Annotated in this window: 15 protein-coding genes, 3 tRNA genes and 2 pseudogenes; 5 read left to right on the top strand and 15 right to left on the bottom strand. The window is 67.3% G+C overall.

What is annotated here, in order from left to right; translation table 11 throughout:
- Nucleotides 1-10: 10 nt before the first annotated feature.
- From OVA31_RS11910 to OVA31_RS11890, 5 genes are all read right to left on the bottom strand, one after another.
- Nucleotides 11-98 (bottom strand) — tRNA-Ser (locus tag OVA31_RS11910).
- A gap of 66 nt (nucleotides 99-164) precedes the next feature.
- Entirely contained in the window at nucleotides 165-374 is a 210-nt protein-coding gene (locus OVA31_RS11905; protein WP_267631279.1) for a CsbD family protein, read from the bottom strand.
- Between the two features lie 110 nt (nucleotides 375-484).
- Entirely contained in the window at nucleotides 485-754 is a 270-nt protein-coding gene (locus OVA31_RS11900) for a hypothetical protein (protein WP_267631278.1), read from the bottom strand.
- Nucleotides 755-877: 123 nt separating this feature from the next.
- On the bottom strand, nucleotides 878-1,318 hold the full coding sequence (locus tag OVA31_RS11895; protein WP_267631277.1) for a nucleoside deaminase: 441 nt from the start codon (nucleotides 1,316-1,318) through the stop codon (nucleotides 878-880).
- Between the two features lie 41 nt (nucleotides 1,319-1,359).
- Nucleotides 1,360-1,905 carry a tRNA adenosine deaminase-associated protein gene (locus OVA31_RS11890; RefSeq protein WP_267631276.1) on the bottom strand — a complete coding sequence of 182 codons (546 nt, stop codon included), beginning with the start codon at nucleotides 1,903-1,905 and terminating at the stop codon, nucleotides 1,360-1,362.
- Nucleotides 1,906-1,996: 91 nt separating this feature from the next.
- Between OVA31_RS11890 and OVA31_RS11885 the strand changes: the two genes are divergently transcribed.
- Nucleotides 1,997-2,971 carry a prephenate dehydrogenase gene (locus OVA31_RS11885; protein WP_267631275.1) on the top strand — a complete coding sequence of 325 codons (975 nt, stop codon included), beginning with the start codon at nucleotides 1,997-1,999 and terminating at the stop codon, nucleotides 2,969-2,971.
- 1 nt (nucleotide 2,972) lies between these two features.
- Here OVA31_RS11885 and OVA31_RS11880 read toward each other — a convergent pair whose 3' ends face one another.
- The 5 genes from OVA31_RS11880 to OVA31_RS11860 all read right to left on the bottom strand — a co-directional run bounded on the left by OVA31_RS11880 (nucleotide 2,973) and on the right by OVA31_RS11860 (nucleotide 7,615).
- The gene (locus OVA31_RS11880) at nucleotides 2,973-3,596 is read right to left on the bottom strand and encodes a putative glycolipid-binding domain-containing protein (protein ID WP_420714176.1); all 624 of its coding nucleotides are present in this window, start codon (nucleotides 3,594-3,596) and stop codon (nucleotides 2,973-2,975) included.
- Nucleotides 3,597-3,675: 79 nt separating this feature from the next.
- Entirely contained in the window at nucleotides 3,676-4,410 is a 735-nt protein-coding gene (locus OVA31_RS11875) for a hypothetical protein (RefSeq protein WP_267631274.1), read from the bottom strand.
- 110 nt (nucleotides 4,411-4,520) lie between these two features.
- Nucleotides 4,521-6,218, bottom strand: a complete 1,698-nt coding sequence (locus OVA31_RS11870) for a cation:proton antiporter (RefSeq protein ID WP_267631273.1) — start codon at nucleotides 6,216-6,218, stop codon at nucleotides 4,521-4,523.
- Nucleotides 6,219-6,290: 72 nt separating this feature from the next.
- On the bottom strand, nucleotides 6,291-7,091 hold the full coding sequence (gene aqpZ, locus OVA31_RS11865; protein WP_267631272.1) for an aquaporin Z: 801 nt from the start codon (nucleotides 7,089-7,091) through the stop codon (nucleotides 6,291-6,293).
- A gap of 101 nt (nucleotides 7,092-7,192) precedes the next feature.
- Entirely contained in the window at nucleotides 7,193-7,615 is a 423-nt protein-coding gene (locus tag OVA31_RS11860; protein ID WP_267631271.1) for an NUDIX hydrolase, read from the bottom strand.
- A gap of 146 nt (nucleotides 7,616-7,761) precedes the next feature.
- Between OVA31_RS11860 and OVA31_RS11855 the strand changes: the two genes are divergently transcribed.
- A complete protein-coding gene (locus OVA31_RS11855) occupies nucleotides 7,762-8,637 on the top strand; it encodes a bile acid:sodium symporter family protein (protein ID WP_267631270.1) in 876 nt (291 codons plus the stop codon).
- 39 nt (nucleotides 8,638-8,676) lie between these two features.
- Here OVA31_RS11855 and OVA31_RS11850 read toward each other — a convergent pair.
- A tRNA-Arg gene (locus OVA31_RS11850) sits at nucleotides 8,677-8,749 on the bottom strand.
- Between the two features lie 100 nt (nucleotides 8,750-8,849).
- Nucleotides 8,850-8,938: transfer RNA gene (locus OVA31_RS11845), tRNA-Ser, on the bottom strand.
- A 109-nt stretch (nucleotides 8,939-9,047) separates the two neighbouring features.
- Here OVA31_RS11845 and hisC point away from each other — a divergent pair.
- Nucleotides 9,048-10,112, top strand: a complete 1,065-nt coding sequence (gene hisC / locus OVA31_RS11840) for a histidinol-phosphate transaminase (protein WP_267631269.1) — start codon at nucleotides 9,048-9,050, stop codon at nucleotides 10,110-10,112.
- A gap of 25 nt (nucleotides 10,113-10,137) precedes the next feature.
- Here hisC and OVA31_RS11835 read toward each other — a convergent pair whose 3' ends face one another.
- A complete protein-coding gene (locus OVA31_RS11835; RefSeq protein WP_420714175.1) occupies nucleotides 10,138-11,121 on the bottom strand; it encodes an alpha/beta hydrolase in 984 nt (327 codons plus the stop codon).
- Nucleotides 11,122-11,326: 205 nt separating this feature from the next.
- Between OVA31_RS11835 and OVA31_RS24690 the strand changes: the two are divergent.
- Together OVA31_RS24690 and OVA31_RS24685 are read left to right on the top strand one after the other, a co-directional pair.
- Nucleotides 11,327-11,518 (top strand): annotated as a pseudogene (locus OVA31_RS24690) (acyl-CoA thioesterase); the annotation flags it as partial.
- A 282-nt stretch (nucleotides 11,519-11,800) separates the two neighbouring features.
- Nucleotides 11,801-12,094: pseudogene (locus tag OVA31_RS24685) on the top strand (acyl-CoA thioesterase); the annotation flags it as partial.
- 27 nt (nucleotides 12,095-12,121) lie between these two features.
- Here OVA31_RS24685 and OVA31_RS11825 read toward each other — a convergent pair.
- Complete coding sequence (locus tag OVA31_RS11825; RefSeq protein ID WP_267631267.1) at nucleotides 12,122-13,363, bottom strand: hypothetical protein; 1,242 nt, start codon at nucleotides 13,361-13,363, stop codon at nucleotides 12,122-12,124.
- Nucleotides 13,364-13,417: 54 nt separating this feature from the next.
- Nucleotides 13,418-14,536, bottom strand: a complete 1,119-nt coding sequence (locus OVA31_RS11820; RefSeq protein WP_267631266.1) for an acyltransferase family protein — start codon at nucleotides 14,534-14,536, stop codon at nucleotides 13,418-13,420.
- Between the last annotated feature and the right edge of the window lie 26 nt (nucleotides 14,537-14,562).

Below are 14,562 nucleotides of genomic sequence, written 5' to 3'. Positions count from 1 at the left end.
CCGTTCGCTGCGGTGGCGGAGGGATTTGAACCCTCGGTACGGGGTTACCGCACACAGCATTTCGAGTGCTGCACCTTCGGCCGCTCGGACACGCCACCGCGGAAGACTGTACCGCAGGACGCGCTCAGCCCTAAATTGGCTGGTCAGAGCGGGGAACGGGTGCGCTAATTCCCGGTCAGCTTGTCCTTGACGTCATCGACCTTGCCCTTGACCTTGTCAGCGGCCTCGGTGACCTTCTGCTTGCCTTGCGCGACACCTTGGTCGCCGCGGCCTTCGTCCTTGAGATCTTTATTGTCGGTGAGGTCGCCGGCAGCTTCTTTACCGCGACCCTTCAACTCTTCGGCCTTGTTCTTGGCGTCGTCTGCAACTCCCATGAACTGCCTCCTCGTTGATGTGACCGGGACATGGTTGTCACCGGTTGCAAGGCACTTCCCACCGTGCCACGGATGGCCCGGACGGGCCAGGTCTGCTGGTCAAAGCCTCGTCAGCGATCCGTGATCTTGGTTTTGATCTCGTCGAACTTGTCTTTGGCGGTCGAGAGGGCGTCCTGGACCTTCTCGTTCTCGGCGAACTCACCGAGCTTCTCCTTGGCAGTGCCGACAGCTCCCTGCACGGTGTCGCTCGCCGCGAACTCGTTGATCTTGTCCTTGGCCGTACCGACCGCGTCCTGGACCTTGCCGCTCTCGGCGAAATCGTTGATTTTGCCCTTGACGGTCTCGAGTGCCTCGTTGACCTTGTCGCTGGGATCGGACATGTCAGTCTCCTATGGATTCTCCGAACGCGGCGGGTGTCGCGCCCATATGTCCAATCTGCCAGAGCATCGTCGCAGGCGAACCCTGATTTCCACCCTGATTCTGACCCCGCAGCCGCCCCGGGGTCAGTCCGTCCGGCGCGCGGTGAAGAAATCGATCATCAGGGCCTGACAGTCCGGCTCGAGGATGCCGCCGACGACCTGTGGCCGGTGAGACAGCCGCGGATCGCGGACCACATCCCAGAGCGAGCCCACAGCGCCCGTCTTGGGCTCCCACGCGCCGAAGAGGAGCGCACCCACCCGGGCCAGCGTGATCGCCCCGGCGCACATCGTGCACGGCTCGACGGTCACCACGATGGTGCAGCCGGGCAACCGCCACCCATCACCGAAACGCTGTGCGGCCGCACGCAATGCGAGGATCTCGGCATGCGCGGTCGGGTCGCCGTCCGCCTCGCGCCGATTCGCGGCGCGCGCGAGCTCGATGCCATCGGGGTCGAAGACGACTGCGCCGATCGGCACGTCGTCGTTCCCGCCGTCGCGGGCGGCAGCCAGCGCCGAACGCATCATGGTCTCCCACAGCGCGCGCGGAGGTCCTACGTCGGCAGGTGTCAATGCCCCAGCGAGTCGAGCACCTTGGACAGCTCGTCGGCGAATCCGAGTCGCGCGGCGATCATGCCGAGCTGCTCGTCCGCGTAGAGGTCGGTGTCCCCGACGATCACGCTCATCACGGCATCCGGCAGCCCCAGATCGGCCAGGATGCCCAGATCGCCCTCTTCCCAGGGGTCGATGTCGTCGAGCTCGTCGGGATCGAGATCCGGGACGTCGATGTTCATGGCGTCGAGGGCGTCGGCCGCGACGTCGTAATCGATGCCCGCCGTGGCGTCCGAGATCAGCAGCTGTGCGCCCGACGGCCCGGGCCGCACCACGATGAAGAACTCGTCGTCGACGTCGAGCAGACCGAACACCGCACCTGCGGCGCGCAGCTCACGGAGCTGGCGTTCGGCGTCGTCGAGGGTCAGCAACGCCGACGGCTTGAGCGCACTCACCTTCCACGCACCGTCGTCGCGTACCACCGCCACCGCGAAACCCTCGATCTCGTCGGTGACGTCCTGCTTGTTCGAACCACCCGATACACCTGCGCCGGCACCTGCCATGCAGGTCACCGTAGCCGTAATCCGCGGGTCACCCAAGTCTCGGTCCCCGGCTCGCTGTTCACCGGATCAGGCCATATGGGAATCTGAACGGGTGACTGCCGCGTCGACCCACCCCGACCCGTCCACCGGTCCCCCGGTCTGTGTGCTCGGACTCGGACTCATCGGCGGTTCACTGCTGCGCACACTGCACGACGCTGGTCGATCGGCTTACGGTTACAACCGGTCCGGTGAGACCGTGTCCGCCGCGACGGCGGCCGGCTATCGCGCCTCCACCGACCTCGCCGCGACGCTGCGGCAGGCCTCCGCCGACGACGCGATCGTGGTGCTGGCGACGCCGGTGACCACCATCGACGACCTACTGCCTGCCATCGCCGAGTACGCCGCGAACTGTCTGCTCACCGACGTCATCAGCGTCAAGCAGGCCGTCGCCGAGTCGGTGGCGCGACTGGCTCCCGGCGTGCGTCACGTGGGCGGTCACCCGATGGCGGGCACCAGCCAATCCGGTTGGATCGCAACAGATCCCGAGTTGTTCCGCGATGCGATGTGGATGGTGACCACCGAAGACCACACCGACCCCGACGACTGGCTGGCGGTGGCCGCCATCGCTCGGTCAGCCGGCGCATTCGTGGTGCCGGCGGCCGCCGGGGCACACGATCGCGCGGTCGCCGCGATCTCCCATCTGCCGCATCTGACCGCCGCGGTCACCGCCGCGGTCGGGGCGGGGGAAAGTGATCTGGCGCTGCGCCTGGCGGCCGGCAGCTTCCGCGACGGCACGCGGGTGGCGGGCAGCGCACCAGCGCTGCAGCGAGCCATGTTGGAGGCCAACGGCATCGCCCTGCTGAACGTGCTGAGCGAGACCATCGACCGTTTGATCGCGGCACGGGACGAGCTGCGGGACAAGGGCACCGTCGAGATCGTCGTCGACGACGGCCACCGCGCGCGATCCGCCTACGAGGCGATCGCCGGCGCGGCACCGGCACCGATCACCGGCGTCACGGTCGGCGAGCCCGGCTGGGCGCAGGAACTGCGCCGACAGGCGCACCAGGCGAAGGTCTGGGTCGGGTGATTCAGACCCGGGTGGCCAGCCCGGCGTAATCCACCACGAATCCGTTGTCGTCGACGGTCAACGTCGAGGTGACGACGGGCGAGACCACCGCGATGGAGTCCTTGCTCGCGGTGTAGTGCAGCGTGGCGGGTTCGACCGTGCCTGCCGGTAGATAGAGGTAGGCAACCGGCACGTCGATCTCGCCGGTGCCGTTGTGCAACCCGTGACGACGGATCGGCAGGGCGTTGAACATCGGTGACAGCGCCAGATCGACATCCTCGGCACCGTTGAAGTCGCTGCTGATGGTGCCCTCGGGCGTCTGCACGAGCCAGTTGTTCTGTCCGTCACGGGTGATGCCCAGTTGTGTTTCGCCACTCGCACGGAGCAGGTGAACCGACAGACGCCTGGTCACGCCGCTGTCGTTGGTGACGAGTTCATACGATGCCGAGAACGCCTCGTGCTCGTCCGAGGCGGCTGCGATGATCCGGCCGTACGCCTTGATGCGCGCGCCGGTCACGTGCAGGCGCACCTGTTCGAGCCGGTCAGAGGACTCGCCGCGCCACGTGATCACCGTCTTGAGATCGGCCGACGGCGTGATGACGTCCGGTGGAGTGGTGCCGTCTGAGGCTGTCTGGGAAGAACTCACAGATCTACGGTAGCGACCCGAGTGCCTCGGCACACAGTCGATGCGCGCGATGGGGACGTCGACCGGTGACGTCGGTCACTCAGGCACGGCAGGAAACAGTTCGGCGGGGCGACTGCGCGGTGATGCGATCCGCGGCCACCGGCCGGCCGCCGACCTTGATCAGGCACTGCGCGTCGCCGTCTCCGGCGAGGACCAGGACCCGCAGCGGATTGCCCGTCCCGGTGAAACGGACCGTCCAGGTGGTCGGTGCGCCGATCGTCGTACGCAGCCCATCGGCGTCGACGTAGAGGATCGTGGTCGGGCTCGACGCGGTCACCTCGTAGACGATCTCCTTGCCGACCGGCGATGCAGGCGAGTTCGGGTCTCCGGGTACCTCGTCGGGGTTTCCACCAGGTGGAGCGGTGGGCATCTGCGTGGGCAGCTCGGTGGGAAGTTGTGTGATGACCACGGGGAGTTGCTGGTCCGCCGCGGGCTGAGGGTCGTCGCGCAGCGCGGCGCGGCCCACTGTCATGGCCAAGAGCCCGAGCGCCGCCACCGCGACGATCGCCAGCACACCGACGAGACGGCGATCGGAGGACCGGGCGCCCGCAGCGGGGGTCGGGGCGTCGGTGGCCGGGATACCGGAGTCGGGGCCGTTCGACGTGCCGTCGGGGGGCGCCGACGGCCGTTCCGGCTCACCGGGCACGAAGATCGGTCGCCCGTCCGGTGCATAACCGAGCGGCGGGTAGAGATGGGGGTAGAGCGGGATCCGGTAGAGATCGTCGGGCGGCGGGCGGTCACCCGCACGCGGCGGCGGCCCGCTGGGTTGTCCCATCCTCGCCTCCCGTTCCGTCGCGTCGCCCACTCCGACTCTCGCCGGAAGCGGGTGCGCGCACCCGCACCTTCGACAGTACGACGACCGCGTGACGGCGTCTGCCGCGAGATCTACAGGCGGCTCTCCAGACGCGCCGACAGACCGGCTTCCTGCAGGTCGAGGCGTTCCAGCATCGCGCGGACGGCTTCGTCCTCGAGATTGCCGGCGTCGCGGTCGGCGACCAGCGCCTCCCGCTGCGCGTTCAGCACCGAGCGATAGAGCGTGGCGAAGGCGTCGTTGCGGGCGGTGTGCGCTTCCGGGTCGGGCATCTCCTCGGCGTCGCGGGACTGGCGGGCCACCGTCTCCATGATGAAGGCGACGGTCGCTGCATCGAGTCCACCGGGCGGGCTGTCGACGAAATCCGTGATGACCTGATCGGCGGCGGCGTGCACCACCTCCTCCGTCCGCACGGTCTGGTCGTGGTCGTAGCGTTCCTCGTCCTCGTTGCGGAGGTGTAGTCGCGCGATGATCCACGGCAGCGTCGCCCCCTGGATCAGGATGGTCCCGACGGCGACGACGAAGGCGATCGCCTGGATCGCCGATCGCTCCGGGAACGGCTCACCCGAGGCGACGGTGACCGGGATACCCGAGGCGGCCGCCAGGGTGACCACGCCACGCATCCCGGTCCACGCGACGACGGTGGACTCCTGCCAGGTCAGCGGACGGTGATCGATCCGCTCGGACCATCGTCGACGGCGCCCGGGCGGTCGGTCCGGATCACGCGTGCGCCGGACCGAGCGACGCGGGTTGGCAGGTACCTCGACGTTGACGGCACTGTCGATCCGACGACTCAGCGCACCTCGGCCGAACATCGCGAACACGCAGATGGGACGGATCGCCAGGACCACCACCAGCACCAGCAACGACGCCATCGCGATGTGCACCAACGACTCCCGCGCGTCGCGGAGGTCGGTGATGATGAATCGCATCTGGAGCCCGATGTAGGCGAACACGAAGGCCTCGAGCAGCACGTCCACCGAGTTCCACACATACCGCTCCTGCAACCGGGTCTGATAGCCCGCATGAACCGAGCCGGAGCCCACCACGAAACCGGCGATCACGACGGCCAGCACGCCCGACGCGTGCAGGTGCTCGGCCGCCAGGAACGCGGCGAACGGCACCACGAAACCCTGCACCGTCTCGAGCGCCGGATTCTGCAGGTGCCGGCGGATCCACAGCGTCAGTATGCCGAGAACGGCGCCGACGATCGGCCCGAGTATCGCGTTGTAACCGAACAGGACCAGCGGGTTCCCGATGAACGAGTGGGTGTCGGCGATCTGCGAGATGGCGATCGCGAACAGCGAGAGGGCCGCGGCGTCGTTGACCAGACTCTCGCCGGTCAGGATGGTCATCAGCCGCTTCGGCAGGCCCAGCTTGCGGCCGATGGCCACCGCGGTCACCGCATCCGGTGGCGCGACGATCGCGCCCAGCAGCAGGGCCAGCATGAAGGTGAACTCGGGGATGACCAGCGAGGCCACCCACCCCACCGCCAGCGCCGTGATGACGACCATCGCGACGCCGAGCCCCAGGATGGGCTTCAGCTTGCGCAGAAAATTCGGGAACGAGAAACCCAGCGCCGCCGAGTACAGCAGCGGCGGCAGCACCACCGTCAGCAGGATGTGCGAATCGAGTTCGACGCGCGGCATTCCGGGGATGAACGAGACCGCGAGCGCGATCACGATGATGATCAGCGCCGGCTGCATCCCCCGGCGATCGGCGATCGCGGTGACGATGATCGCGCCGACGAGGACCAGGATGAGCAGTTCCATGGCCGGGATTCTCCCAGGCCACGGGCGATGTGGTCGGGTGGGGCGACGCGGACGGGCCGCCCCACCCGTTCGCTATGCCGTGGTGCGGTCGACGTCCGTCCGCTCAGCGGCGGCGGCGGCGCGGTTGCCGAACGCGAACTTCCCGTTCTCGAACAGCAACGGATAGAGCAGACCGCCGATGATGCCGCCTATCAGTGGCGCGACCCAGAACACCCACAACTGCCCGGGCGCCCCGTTGCCGTTGAAGAAGGCGACACCCGTCGACCGGGCCGGGTTGACCGAGGTGTTGCTGATCGGGATGGAGATGAGGTGGATCAGGGTGAGGCTCAGGCCGATCGCCAGCGGTCCGAAGCCCCCGGGGGCACGCCCGTCGGTGGCGCCGAGCACCACGATGAGGAAGAACGCCGTCAGAAGGACTTCCGCGATGAACACCGAGGTGAGGTTGTAATTGCTCGGCGAATGTTCGCCATAACCGTTTGCGGCCATGTTCCCGGTGGCTTCGAATCCGGGTTGCCCTTTCGCGATGACGAACAGCAGCAAACCGGCGACCAGGCCGCCGACAACCTGGGAAATCCAGTATCCGGGCAATTCCTTCCAGGGGAGGCGTCCACCCACAGCTGCACCGAGAGTGATCGCGGGATTGAAATGCGCACCCGAGATATGCCCGACCGCATATGCCATGGTCACCACGGTGAGGCCGAATGCAAGTGCAACACCGAGGAATCCGATACCGACCTGAAAAGTGCTCTGTCCATCGTCGGATTGCGCTATCTGCTTTGCGGCGTAAATCGCGCTACCACAACCACCGAACACCAGCCAGAAGGTACCGAAGAACTCCGCTGCGAGTTTCGCCGCAGGCGATGGAGAGGTCATGCTGATCCTTTCACTAGGTCCGCGCATAGGTCCCCCCGCGTGCACACGGTAACCGAAACCGCCCGATTTTCGGTGAATGCTGCGAAAACTCTGTTATCTGTTCAGGAATCGTGACCGGCACGACGCAACGCCGGAATCACGTGGTCGACAAGCAATGGCGCGAGATCATCGGCCACGATGTCGGCATCGACGTCCAGCCACCGGATCTCGTCGATCTCGGCCGTCGGGATGATCTCCTGATCGATCACATCGGCTTCGAAAATCGTTGCCACCACGTCCCATCCGGCCTCGTTGGCGGCTGCCGACCGAAACCGTCCCCATTCACGCAATCGAAACAAGTCGACTCCGAGCCCGATCTCCTCGGCACACTCCCGAACTGCCGCCGCAGCCGCCGATTCACCCTGTTCGGGCTTACCTCCGGGCAGCATGAACCGCTGCGTCCCGCGTTTGCGCACGGTGAGCAAAAGGCCGCGGGCATCACGGACGACGACTCCACTCACGACGATGGTGGATGGGCCCGGCACCCCGGAGATGTTACTGCGCCGTGCCCCGAGTCGGGCAGCGGGCGGTTCCATCGGGAACACCCATTTCCGACAATCGGTATGGCAGAGTCGCACACGGGGCGACCGGGCACGGAACAGCGCGCATCGGCGTACGCGAGGGGGCCGGGATGGAATCGTCGTTCGCGACAGTCGGGCTGCCGATCGCCCTGGCCGTCATCATGTTCGGGCTGGGTCTGTCGCTCTCGGTCGCCGACTTCGGGCGCGTCGCGAAGAATCCCCGCGCGGTCGCGATCATCCTCGGCTGCCAGGTCGTGCTGCTCCCGCTGATCGGCTTCGGCCTCGCGATCGCCTTCGGTCTGCAACCCCTGCTCGCCGTCGGCCTGATGACCCTCGCCGCCGCACCGGGTGGCACCGTCGCGAACCTCTACAGTCATCTGTTCCACGGAGACGTTGCCCTCAACATCACCCTGACGGCCCTCAACTCGATCCTCGCGCTCGTCACATTGCCGATCGTGGTCAATCTCTCGGTGGCCTGGTTTCTCGATTCCGCCGACAACCTCGGTGTGCAGCCGACCAAGATGCTCCAGGTCTTCGCCCTGGTGCTGATCCCGGTGGCGCTGGGCATGTTCGTGCGCGCCCGTGCCTCGACCGTCGCCGCCCGCGCCGACCGTCCGGTACGGATCGCCTCGGTGGTCCTGATCGTGGTGGTGGTCCTCGGCGCACTGCTCGGCGAGGACCGGGCGTTGGAGTACGCCGCCGAGGCCGGCGCGGTGACCGCGATCTTCTGTGCCCTGTCGCTCACGATCGGATACGTGGTCCCCAGACTTGCGGGTCTGTCCGCCGCGCAGTGCATCGCAGGCGGGTTCGAGATCGGATTGCACAACGCGACCCTCGCGCTCGCCGTCACGCTCACCGTGCTCGACAGCTCGGAGATGTCGGTGGCCCCGGCCGTCTACGGGATCGTGATGTTCCCCCTCGCGATCCTCTTCGGCGTGGTGGTCACGAGGATCGGGCGGATTCGGACGACCGCCGAGGCCCCCTGAAACGCGAGAACCCCGGCCGGAGCCGGGGTTCTCGTTCTGTGCGCCCGTAGGGATTCGAACCCCAAACCTTCTGATCCGTAGTCAGATGCTCTATCCGTTGAGCTACGGGCGCGTGGTCTTCAGTTGTAACTCCCGCTGTCGGAGACAGCAGAGGCATTCTCCACTGTCGGAGACAGCAGAGCCTTTCCACAGTCGGCGCGACTGCGGTTCGGCGGAGGCGAGAGGATTTGAACCTCCGGTCCCGTGTTAGCGAGACAACTCATTAGCAGTGAGTCCCATTCGGCCGCTCTGGCACGCCTCCTCGCGGAGTCCTTTCGAACTGCCGAAGCGAAAGATTACACACTCGTCGCAGCGGTAAGCAAACCGCGACCATTTTGGCCGTTCACGTGCGGTGCACCTACATTTGACGGGTGACCCTGCGCATCCGTCCAGACCTCGACGATCTGCCCGTCTACGTGCCCGGCAAGACCTTTCCCGGCGCCGTGAAGCTGGCGAGCAACGAGGTCACCGAAGGGCCGCTGCCCAGCGTCCTCGACGCGATCGTCGCGGCCGCCGGGTCGGCGAACCGCTATCCCGACAACGGCATGGTCGAGCTGACCGCCAACCTGGCGAAGAACCTCGGGGTGACCGAAGATCAGGTGCAGGTGGGCTGCGGCTCGGTGATCCTCTGCCAGAACCTGATCACCATCACCAGTGGGCCCGGTGACGAGGTGTTGTTCGGGTGGCGGTCCTTCGAGACGTATCCGCTCGCGACACGGGTGACGGGCGCGACCCCGGTCCAGGTGCCGCTGACCGCCGATCTCACCTACGACCTCCCGGCGATGGCCGCGGCGATCACCGACCGCACGCGACTGATCTTCGTCTGCAACCCGAACAATCCGACCGGCACCGTCGTCGAGGCGGACGCATTGCGGGAGTTCCTGCGCGCTGTCCCCTCCGACATCATCGTGGCGCTCGACGAGGCGTATTTCGAATACCTGCGGCTCGGCCCCACACAGGCCTACGACGCCGTGGAGCTCTGCCGCGAGTTCGGCAACCTGGTGGTGCTGCGGACGTTCTCCAAGGCCTATGGGCTGGCCGGACTGCGGGTCGGCTACGCGATCGGCGATCCCGAGGTGATCACCGCACTCGGCAAGGTGCACGTCCCGTTCTCGGTGAACAGCCTGGCCCAGCACGCCGCGTTGGCGTGCCTCGAGGCCGGGGACGAGTTGCTGGCGCGGACCGACGCCGTGGTGTCCGAACGCACCCGGGTGACCGGGCGACTGCGGGACCTCGGCTATCGCGTGCCCGATTCGCAGGCCAATTTCGTCTGGCTCGAACTCGGCGACGCGACGATGGATTTCGCCGGGGCAGCCGTCGAGGCCGGAGTGGTGGTGCGGCCGTTCGCCGAGGACGGCGTCCGGGTCACGGTCACCAATCCCGCCGAGGACGACATCTTCCTGCGCTTCGCGGAGCAGTGGCGCCAGAAGGCGTGACCCGCAGGCGGATGTTCCCGGCCGGCTAGAGGCCCTGCGAGATGGTCGGCCAGGCCACCGGCAGATCCCGCTCCCAGTAGACCCAGTTGTGGGTACCGATCACCCGGAATCCGTCGGTGAAGGGGACGTTGTTCGCGCGCAGGGTCGCGGCGAACTCGAGCGAGCAGCGCCATGCACCGAGTTCCAGCGCCGAGCCGGCGGCGGTGACGGCCGACCGTGGGCCGTCCTTCGGGTCGTAGGGCGCGGTGAGGTCCAGCGGGCCGACCGCCCCCGAGCCCGCGGAGATGAAGATGTTCTTGCCGCGCAGCTTGTCGAGGTGCCTGCTGGGGTCGTGCGCGTCCCAGTTGGCGGAGCCGAACGGGCCCCACATGTTGGTGGCGTCACCACCGGACTTCGCGACGGTGGTGCGCACATAGCTCTCGTTCACCGGGCCGGACACCGGCGGGCATCCGCTCAGCGACGCGATCCCCGAGTAGAGACTCGGATGCCGGAACGCCAGCGTGAAGGCCGACTGGCCACCCATCGAGAGCCCGATGACGGCGTTGCGGCCGGTGCCGTCGAACTTGGCGTCGATCAGCGGCGGCAACTCCTTGGCGAGAAAGGTCTCCCACTGGGGCTTGCCGATCTTGGCGTCGCGATGCACCCAATTGGTGTAGAAACTGCCGGCACCGCCGGTGGGCAGGACAACGTTGACGTTCTTGTCGGCGAAGAACTTGCCCGCCCGGCCCTTGGTGATCCAGTCACTGACGTCCTCGCCGGCGTCTGCCCCGTCGAGCAAGTACACGGTGGAGCGCGGACCGCTGCCGTAGCGAGGGGTCAGCACCGACACCTTGACCTTGCCGCCCATGGCCGGTGAATTCACCCAGATGTCGGTGCGCTCCGGGCTCAGCTTCGACGACTTCGAGATCTGCGCTGCCTTGAGGTCGTCGGCGTGCGCCACCCCCGAGGTACCGACCACAGCGACCATCAGTGAGGCGACCACCGCCGCCCAACGGCTCGACTTCCGCATCTTCTCCCTCACTGCACACACCACGGCTGCATCCACCCGCCGACATCGTCGTCGCGGGCATCGCAAACATCGATAGTGCGGTTTCCCCCTGGCACCGCATCCTCCTCCTGACAGAGTACTGATGAGTAACCGTCTCGCGTAACCCCAAAGCGGGGTTCGGTGCGGATACGACCACTGTTCGACGACTTCCCGAAAGGCGGATGCGATGACTCCGGCCCCCGACGACCCCGATGGCACCGCAGCCGAGACCGGTGCAGGACTCGGCCCCGGCGGCTTCGCATTCGTCGCCGAGGTGGGCGTTCGCTGGTCGGACATGGACGCGTTCGGTCACATCAACCATGCCCGCATGGTGACGCTCATGGAGGAGGCGCGCATCGAATGGCTGCTGTCGGCCGGCGCCGGGAGCGAAGCGAGCGGGCCGAATAGTGCGAGCGCCGGGAGCGAAGCGAGCGGGCCGAATAGTGCGAGCGCCGGGAGCGAAGCGAGCGGGCCGAATAGTGCGAGCGCCGGGAGCGAAGCGAGCGGGCCGAATAGTGCGAGCGCCGGGAGCGAAGCGAGCGGGCCGAATAGTGCGAGCGCCGGGAGCGAAGCGAGCGGGCCGAATAGTGCGAGCGCCGGGAGCGAAGCGAGCGGGCCGAATAGTGCGAGCGCCGGGAGCGAAGCGAGCGGGCCGAATATCGCGAGCGGGGAGTACGCCTCGCTGATCATGAGTGCGATGATCGTGCACGTCGAGATCCGCTATCAGCGTCAGCTGCGCCACGACGACTCACCGCTACGGGTCGGCATGTGGATCAAGGGGTCGCGGTCGGTCGACTTCACCATCGGCTACGAGATCCGCGCGTCCGGCGACGAGCCGTCGGCGAAGGCGGCCTGCGTCGCGAGTACACAGATGGCTGTCGTCGACATCGAGGCGCACACCCTGCGGCGCCTCACGCCGACGGAGAAGGAGTACCTGCGGTCCTGGTCGCGGTGAAGCCCCGGTACCGGGCGCGGGCCGGACTCAGGACGGCTCGTAGCGGGCCGGGAGTTCCCGCGGTACCGCCGGGGATATCCGAGCGATGTTGCCCTGCAACACGTCCCGATAGATCCGGAGTTGCTCTTCGCCGCTGCGCACCTGTTCGGTGAGTCGCTTGGCGTTGTCCACCGAGATCTCCCGGTCACCCGAACGCGCGATGAGATCGTCGATCCGGTCGTCGATCGTGCTGGCGCGGTCGTACTCGGCGAGCACCCGCAGTTCCACCGCGGCCGATTCCACGACGGCGGCCACCTCGCCGAGCGCCTGAACCCGGTCGATCAGTTCGGTCCACACAGGACGCAGCGCCGCCTCCCGGCGGTCGATGTGCTCGGCGAAGGACCGATCGAACCCGCCGTTGCGCTTGGCGCGATCGAGGTCGATCCGCACGGCGCGCAGCGCGATCACGTCGGCGGCGATCTCCGCCAGCTCGGCATGGAGATTCACCTGCGTGCGCTGGATCTCGAAATGGTCGGACAGCCAGGCGGGATTTCGCACGATCCGGTCGTAGAAATGTCCCGCGACGAACAACAGGGTCTCGTAGCCGTCGACAAAGGTCACCGACCCCGGGGTGCCCAGCGGTGCCGTCGAGGCGCCCTCCTGGTCGGGCACCAGGATCTGGTTGGCCCACTCGCCCGCCTGCGGGTAGCCCGACTTCGCAGCGACCTGGCCGACGACGCCCGCGAGGCGATCCATGGCCGCGGTACCGGCCCGCCGCATGTAGCCCGACGTGTTCGCGTCGGGAGTCGGGGTGCACATCAGCCCGGCGAAGAGTCGTTCGCGCTCCTCGATCTCGAGGTACACGTTCTCGCGGCGCTCGCGGCGGATGGCCCGGGTCCCACCGGCGAACACGCCCTTGGCGGTCACGATCAGTTTCCGGGCGTCGTCGCGCCGACGATGCAGACCGTTCACTCGATTGCGCATCACCGCTGCCACCACGCTCGGCATCATCGGGTTGGCCAGCTGATGCTCGCTCTGCGCGATCGCTCTCCCCAACCGCCGGAGGTCGCCGAACCCGCTGTGGAGCACCGGCACCGGCAGGCCCGTGGAGATGCGGCGCACCAGGATGGCCCGGCCGGATGGTGTCAGGAAACCGGAGGCGACGAGAATCGCTGCGGTGTCGGACAATTCGGGGCGATCACCGGGCAGGCGCGACTGGTCGCACCACGACCGGATCTCGTCACTCGTCGTGCCCGTGGCCGGGAGACCACGACGCCGGTTGTCGACCATACGAATGTCCCTCGATTTCCCCGTCCGGTCACCGTCCGGACGTCACCGTCGATGCTACCCGCGACTGTGGGACAGCCCGGGCGTACGAGCACGCCACAGCGGTGCGGTGAGGCGGTGCAGCAGCCAGGCGACCGGAATGCTGACCGCGGTCGCGGCGAGGAACGCGATCGGCATCGACCCGCTGAACACACCGAAGCCGAGCACGTCCATGACGATCTCCAGCACCACGACATGCACGAGGAAGAACTCGTACGAGATCTCGCCGAGCCACACCATCGGACGACTCCCGCACACCCGGGCCCACCAGTCCGACTGATCGCGAACGGTCAGCGGGCCGATCAGGCCGACGGCGATCACCAGGTAGAGCAGGTGCTTGACGACCGTCGCCGACGCGGTGGTCGGGGTGATGGTGGGTTCACCGGCGATCGAGGTCGCCGACAGCACGAACGCTCCCACCGCGATCGCCACCGACACCGTCGCATCCCAGCGTCGGATCAGGTACACGCACACCGCGAGCAGCATCCCCGCGACGAACCAGCCGAAGAACGCCGGTGCCCACAGTCGCGCGGTCACATCGACCCCGGCGCTGCCGGCGACCACCACCGACCAGATCGGCGACACCAGCAGCAGCGCCAGCAACCCGACGATCAGCAGATCCGGACGCCATCGTCGACGACAGACCACTGATACGACGAGCCACGCGATCGGTGGCAGCACCAGGTAGAAGACCACCTCCGCGGCCAGACTCCACATCTGCGTGAGACCGGAGTGCAGGTGGCCGAACCCATAGACCTGGGTGAGCGTCATGTTGCGCAGGAAGCCGGACCACCCGGTGCCGGTCGGCGACGCGTCGGCGGGTTCGTAGAAGAGGTAGAGGGCATACACCACCACGACCGTGATCCAGTAGGCCGGCAGGATGCGTCGCGCCCGGTGCCAGAAGTAGCGCCCGGCCGACGGTGCGCCGCGCCCCTCGGCGAGCGCGGTCACCCACGGCGAGAACAGCAGGTATCCGGACAACACGAAGAAGATGGCGACGCCGACCTCGAAGCGCGACATGAGTCTGCCGAGGAAGTCATCGGTGTAGTGGCCCGTCCAGAAAGCGGCGTGGGTGAGGCAGACCGAGAGCGCCGCCACGGTCCGGATTCCGGTGAGAGATGGGATCCGCGCGGCCATGCTGCGATCCTGCCATCCGGCCCCGG

It is taken from the genome of Gordonia sp. SL306, from assembly GCF_026625785.1.
Lineage (GTDB): Bacteria > Actinomycetota > Actinomycetes > Mycobacteriales > Mycobacteriaceae > Gordonia.
Note: the sequence above shows the minus strand (reverse complement) of the source record. Positions and strands in the feature narration are given on the sequence as shown.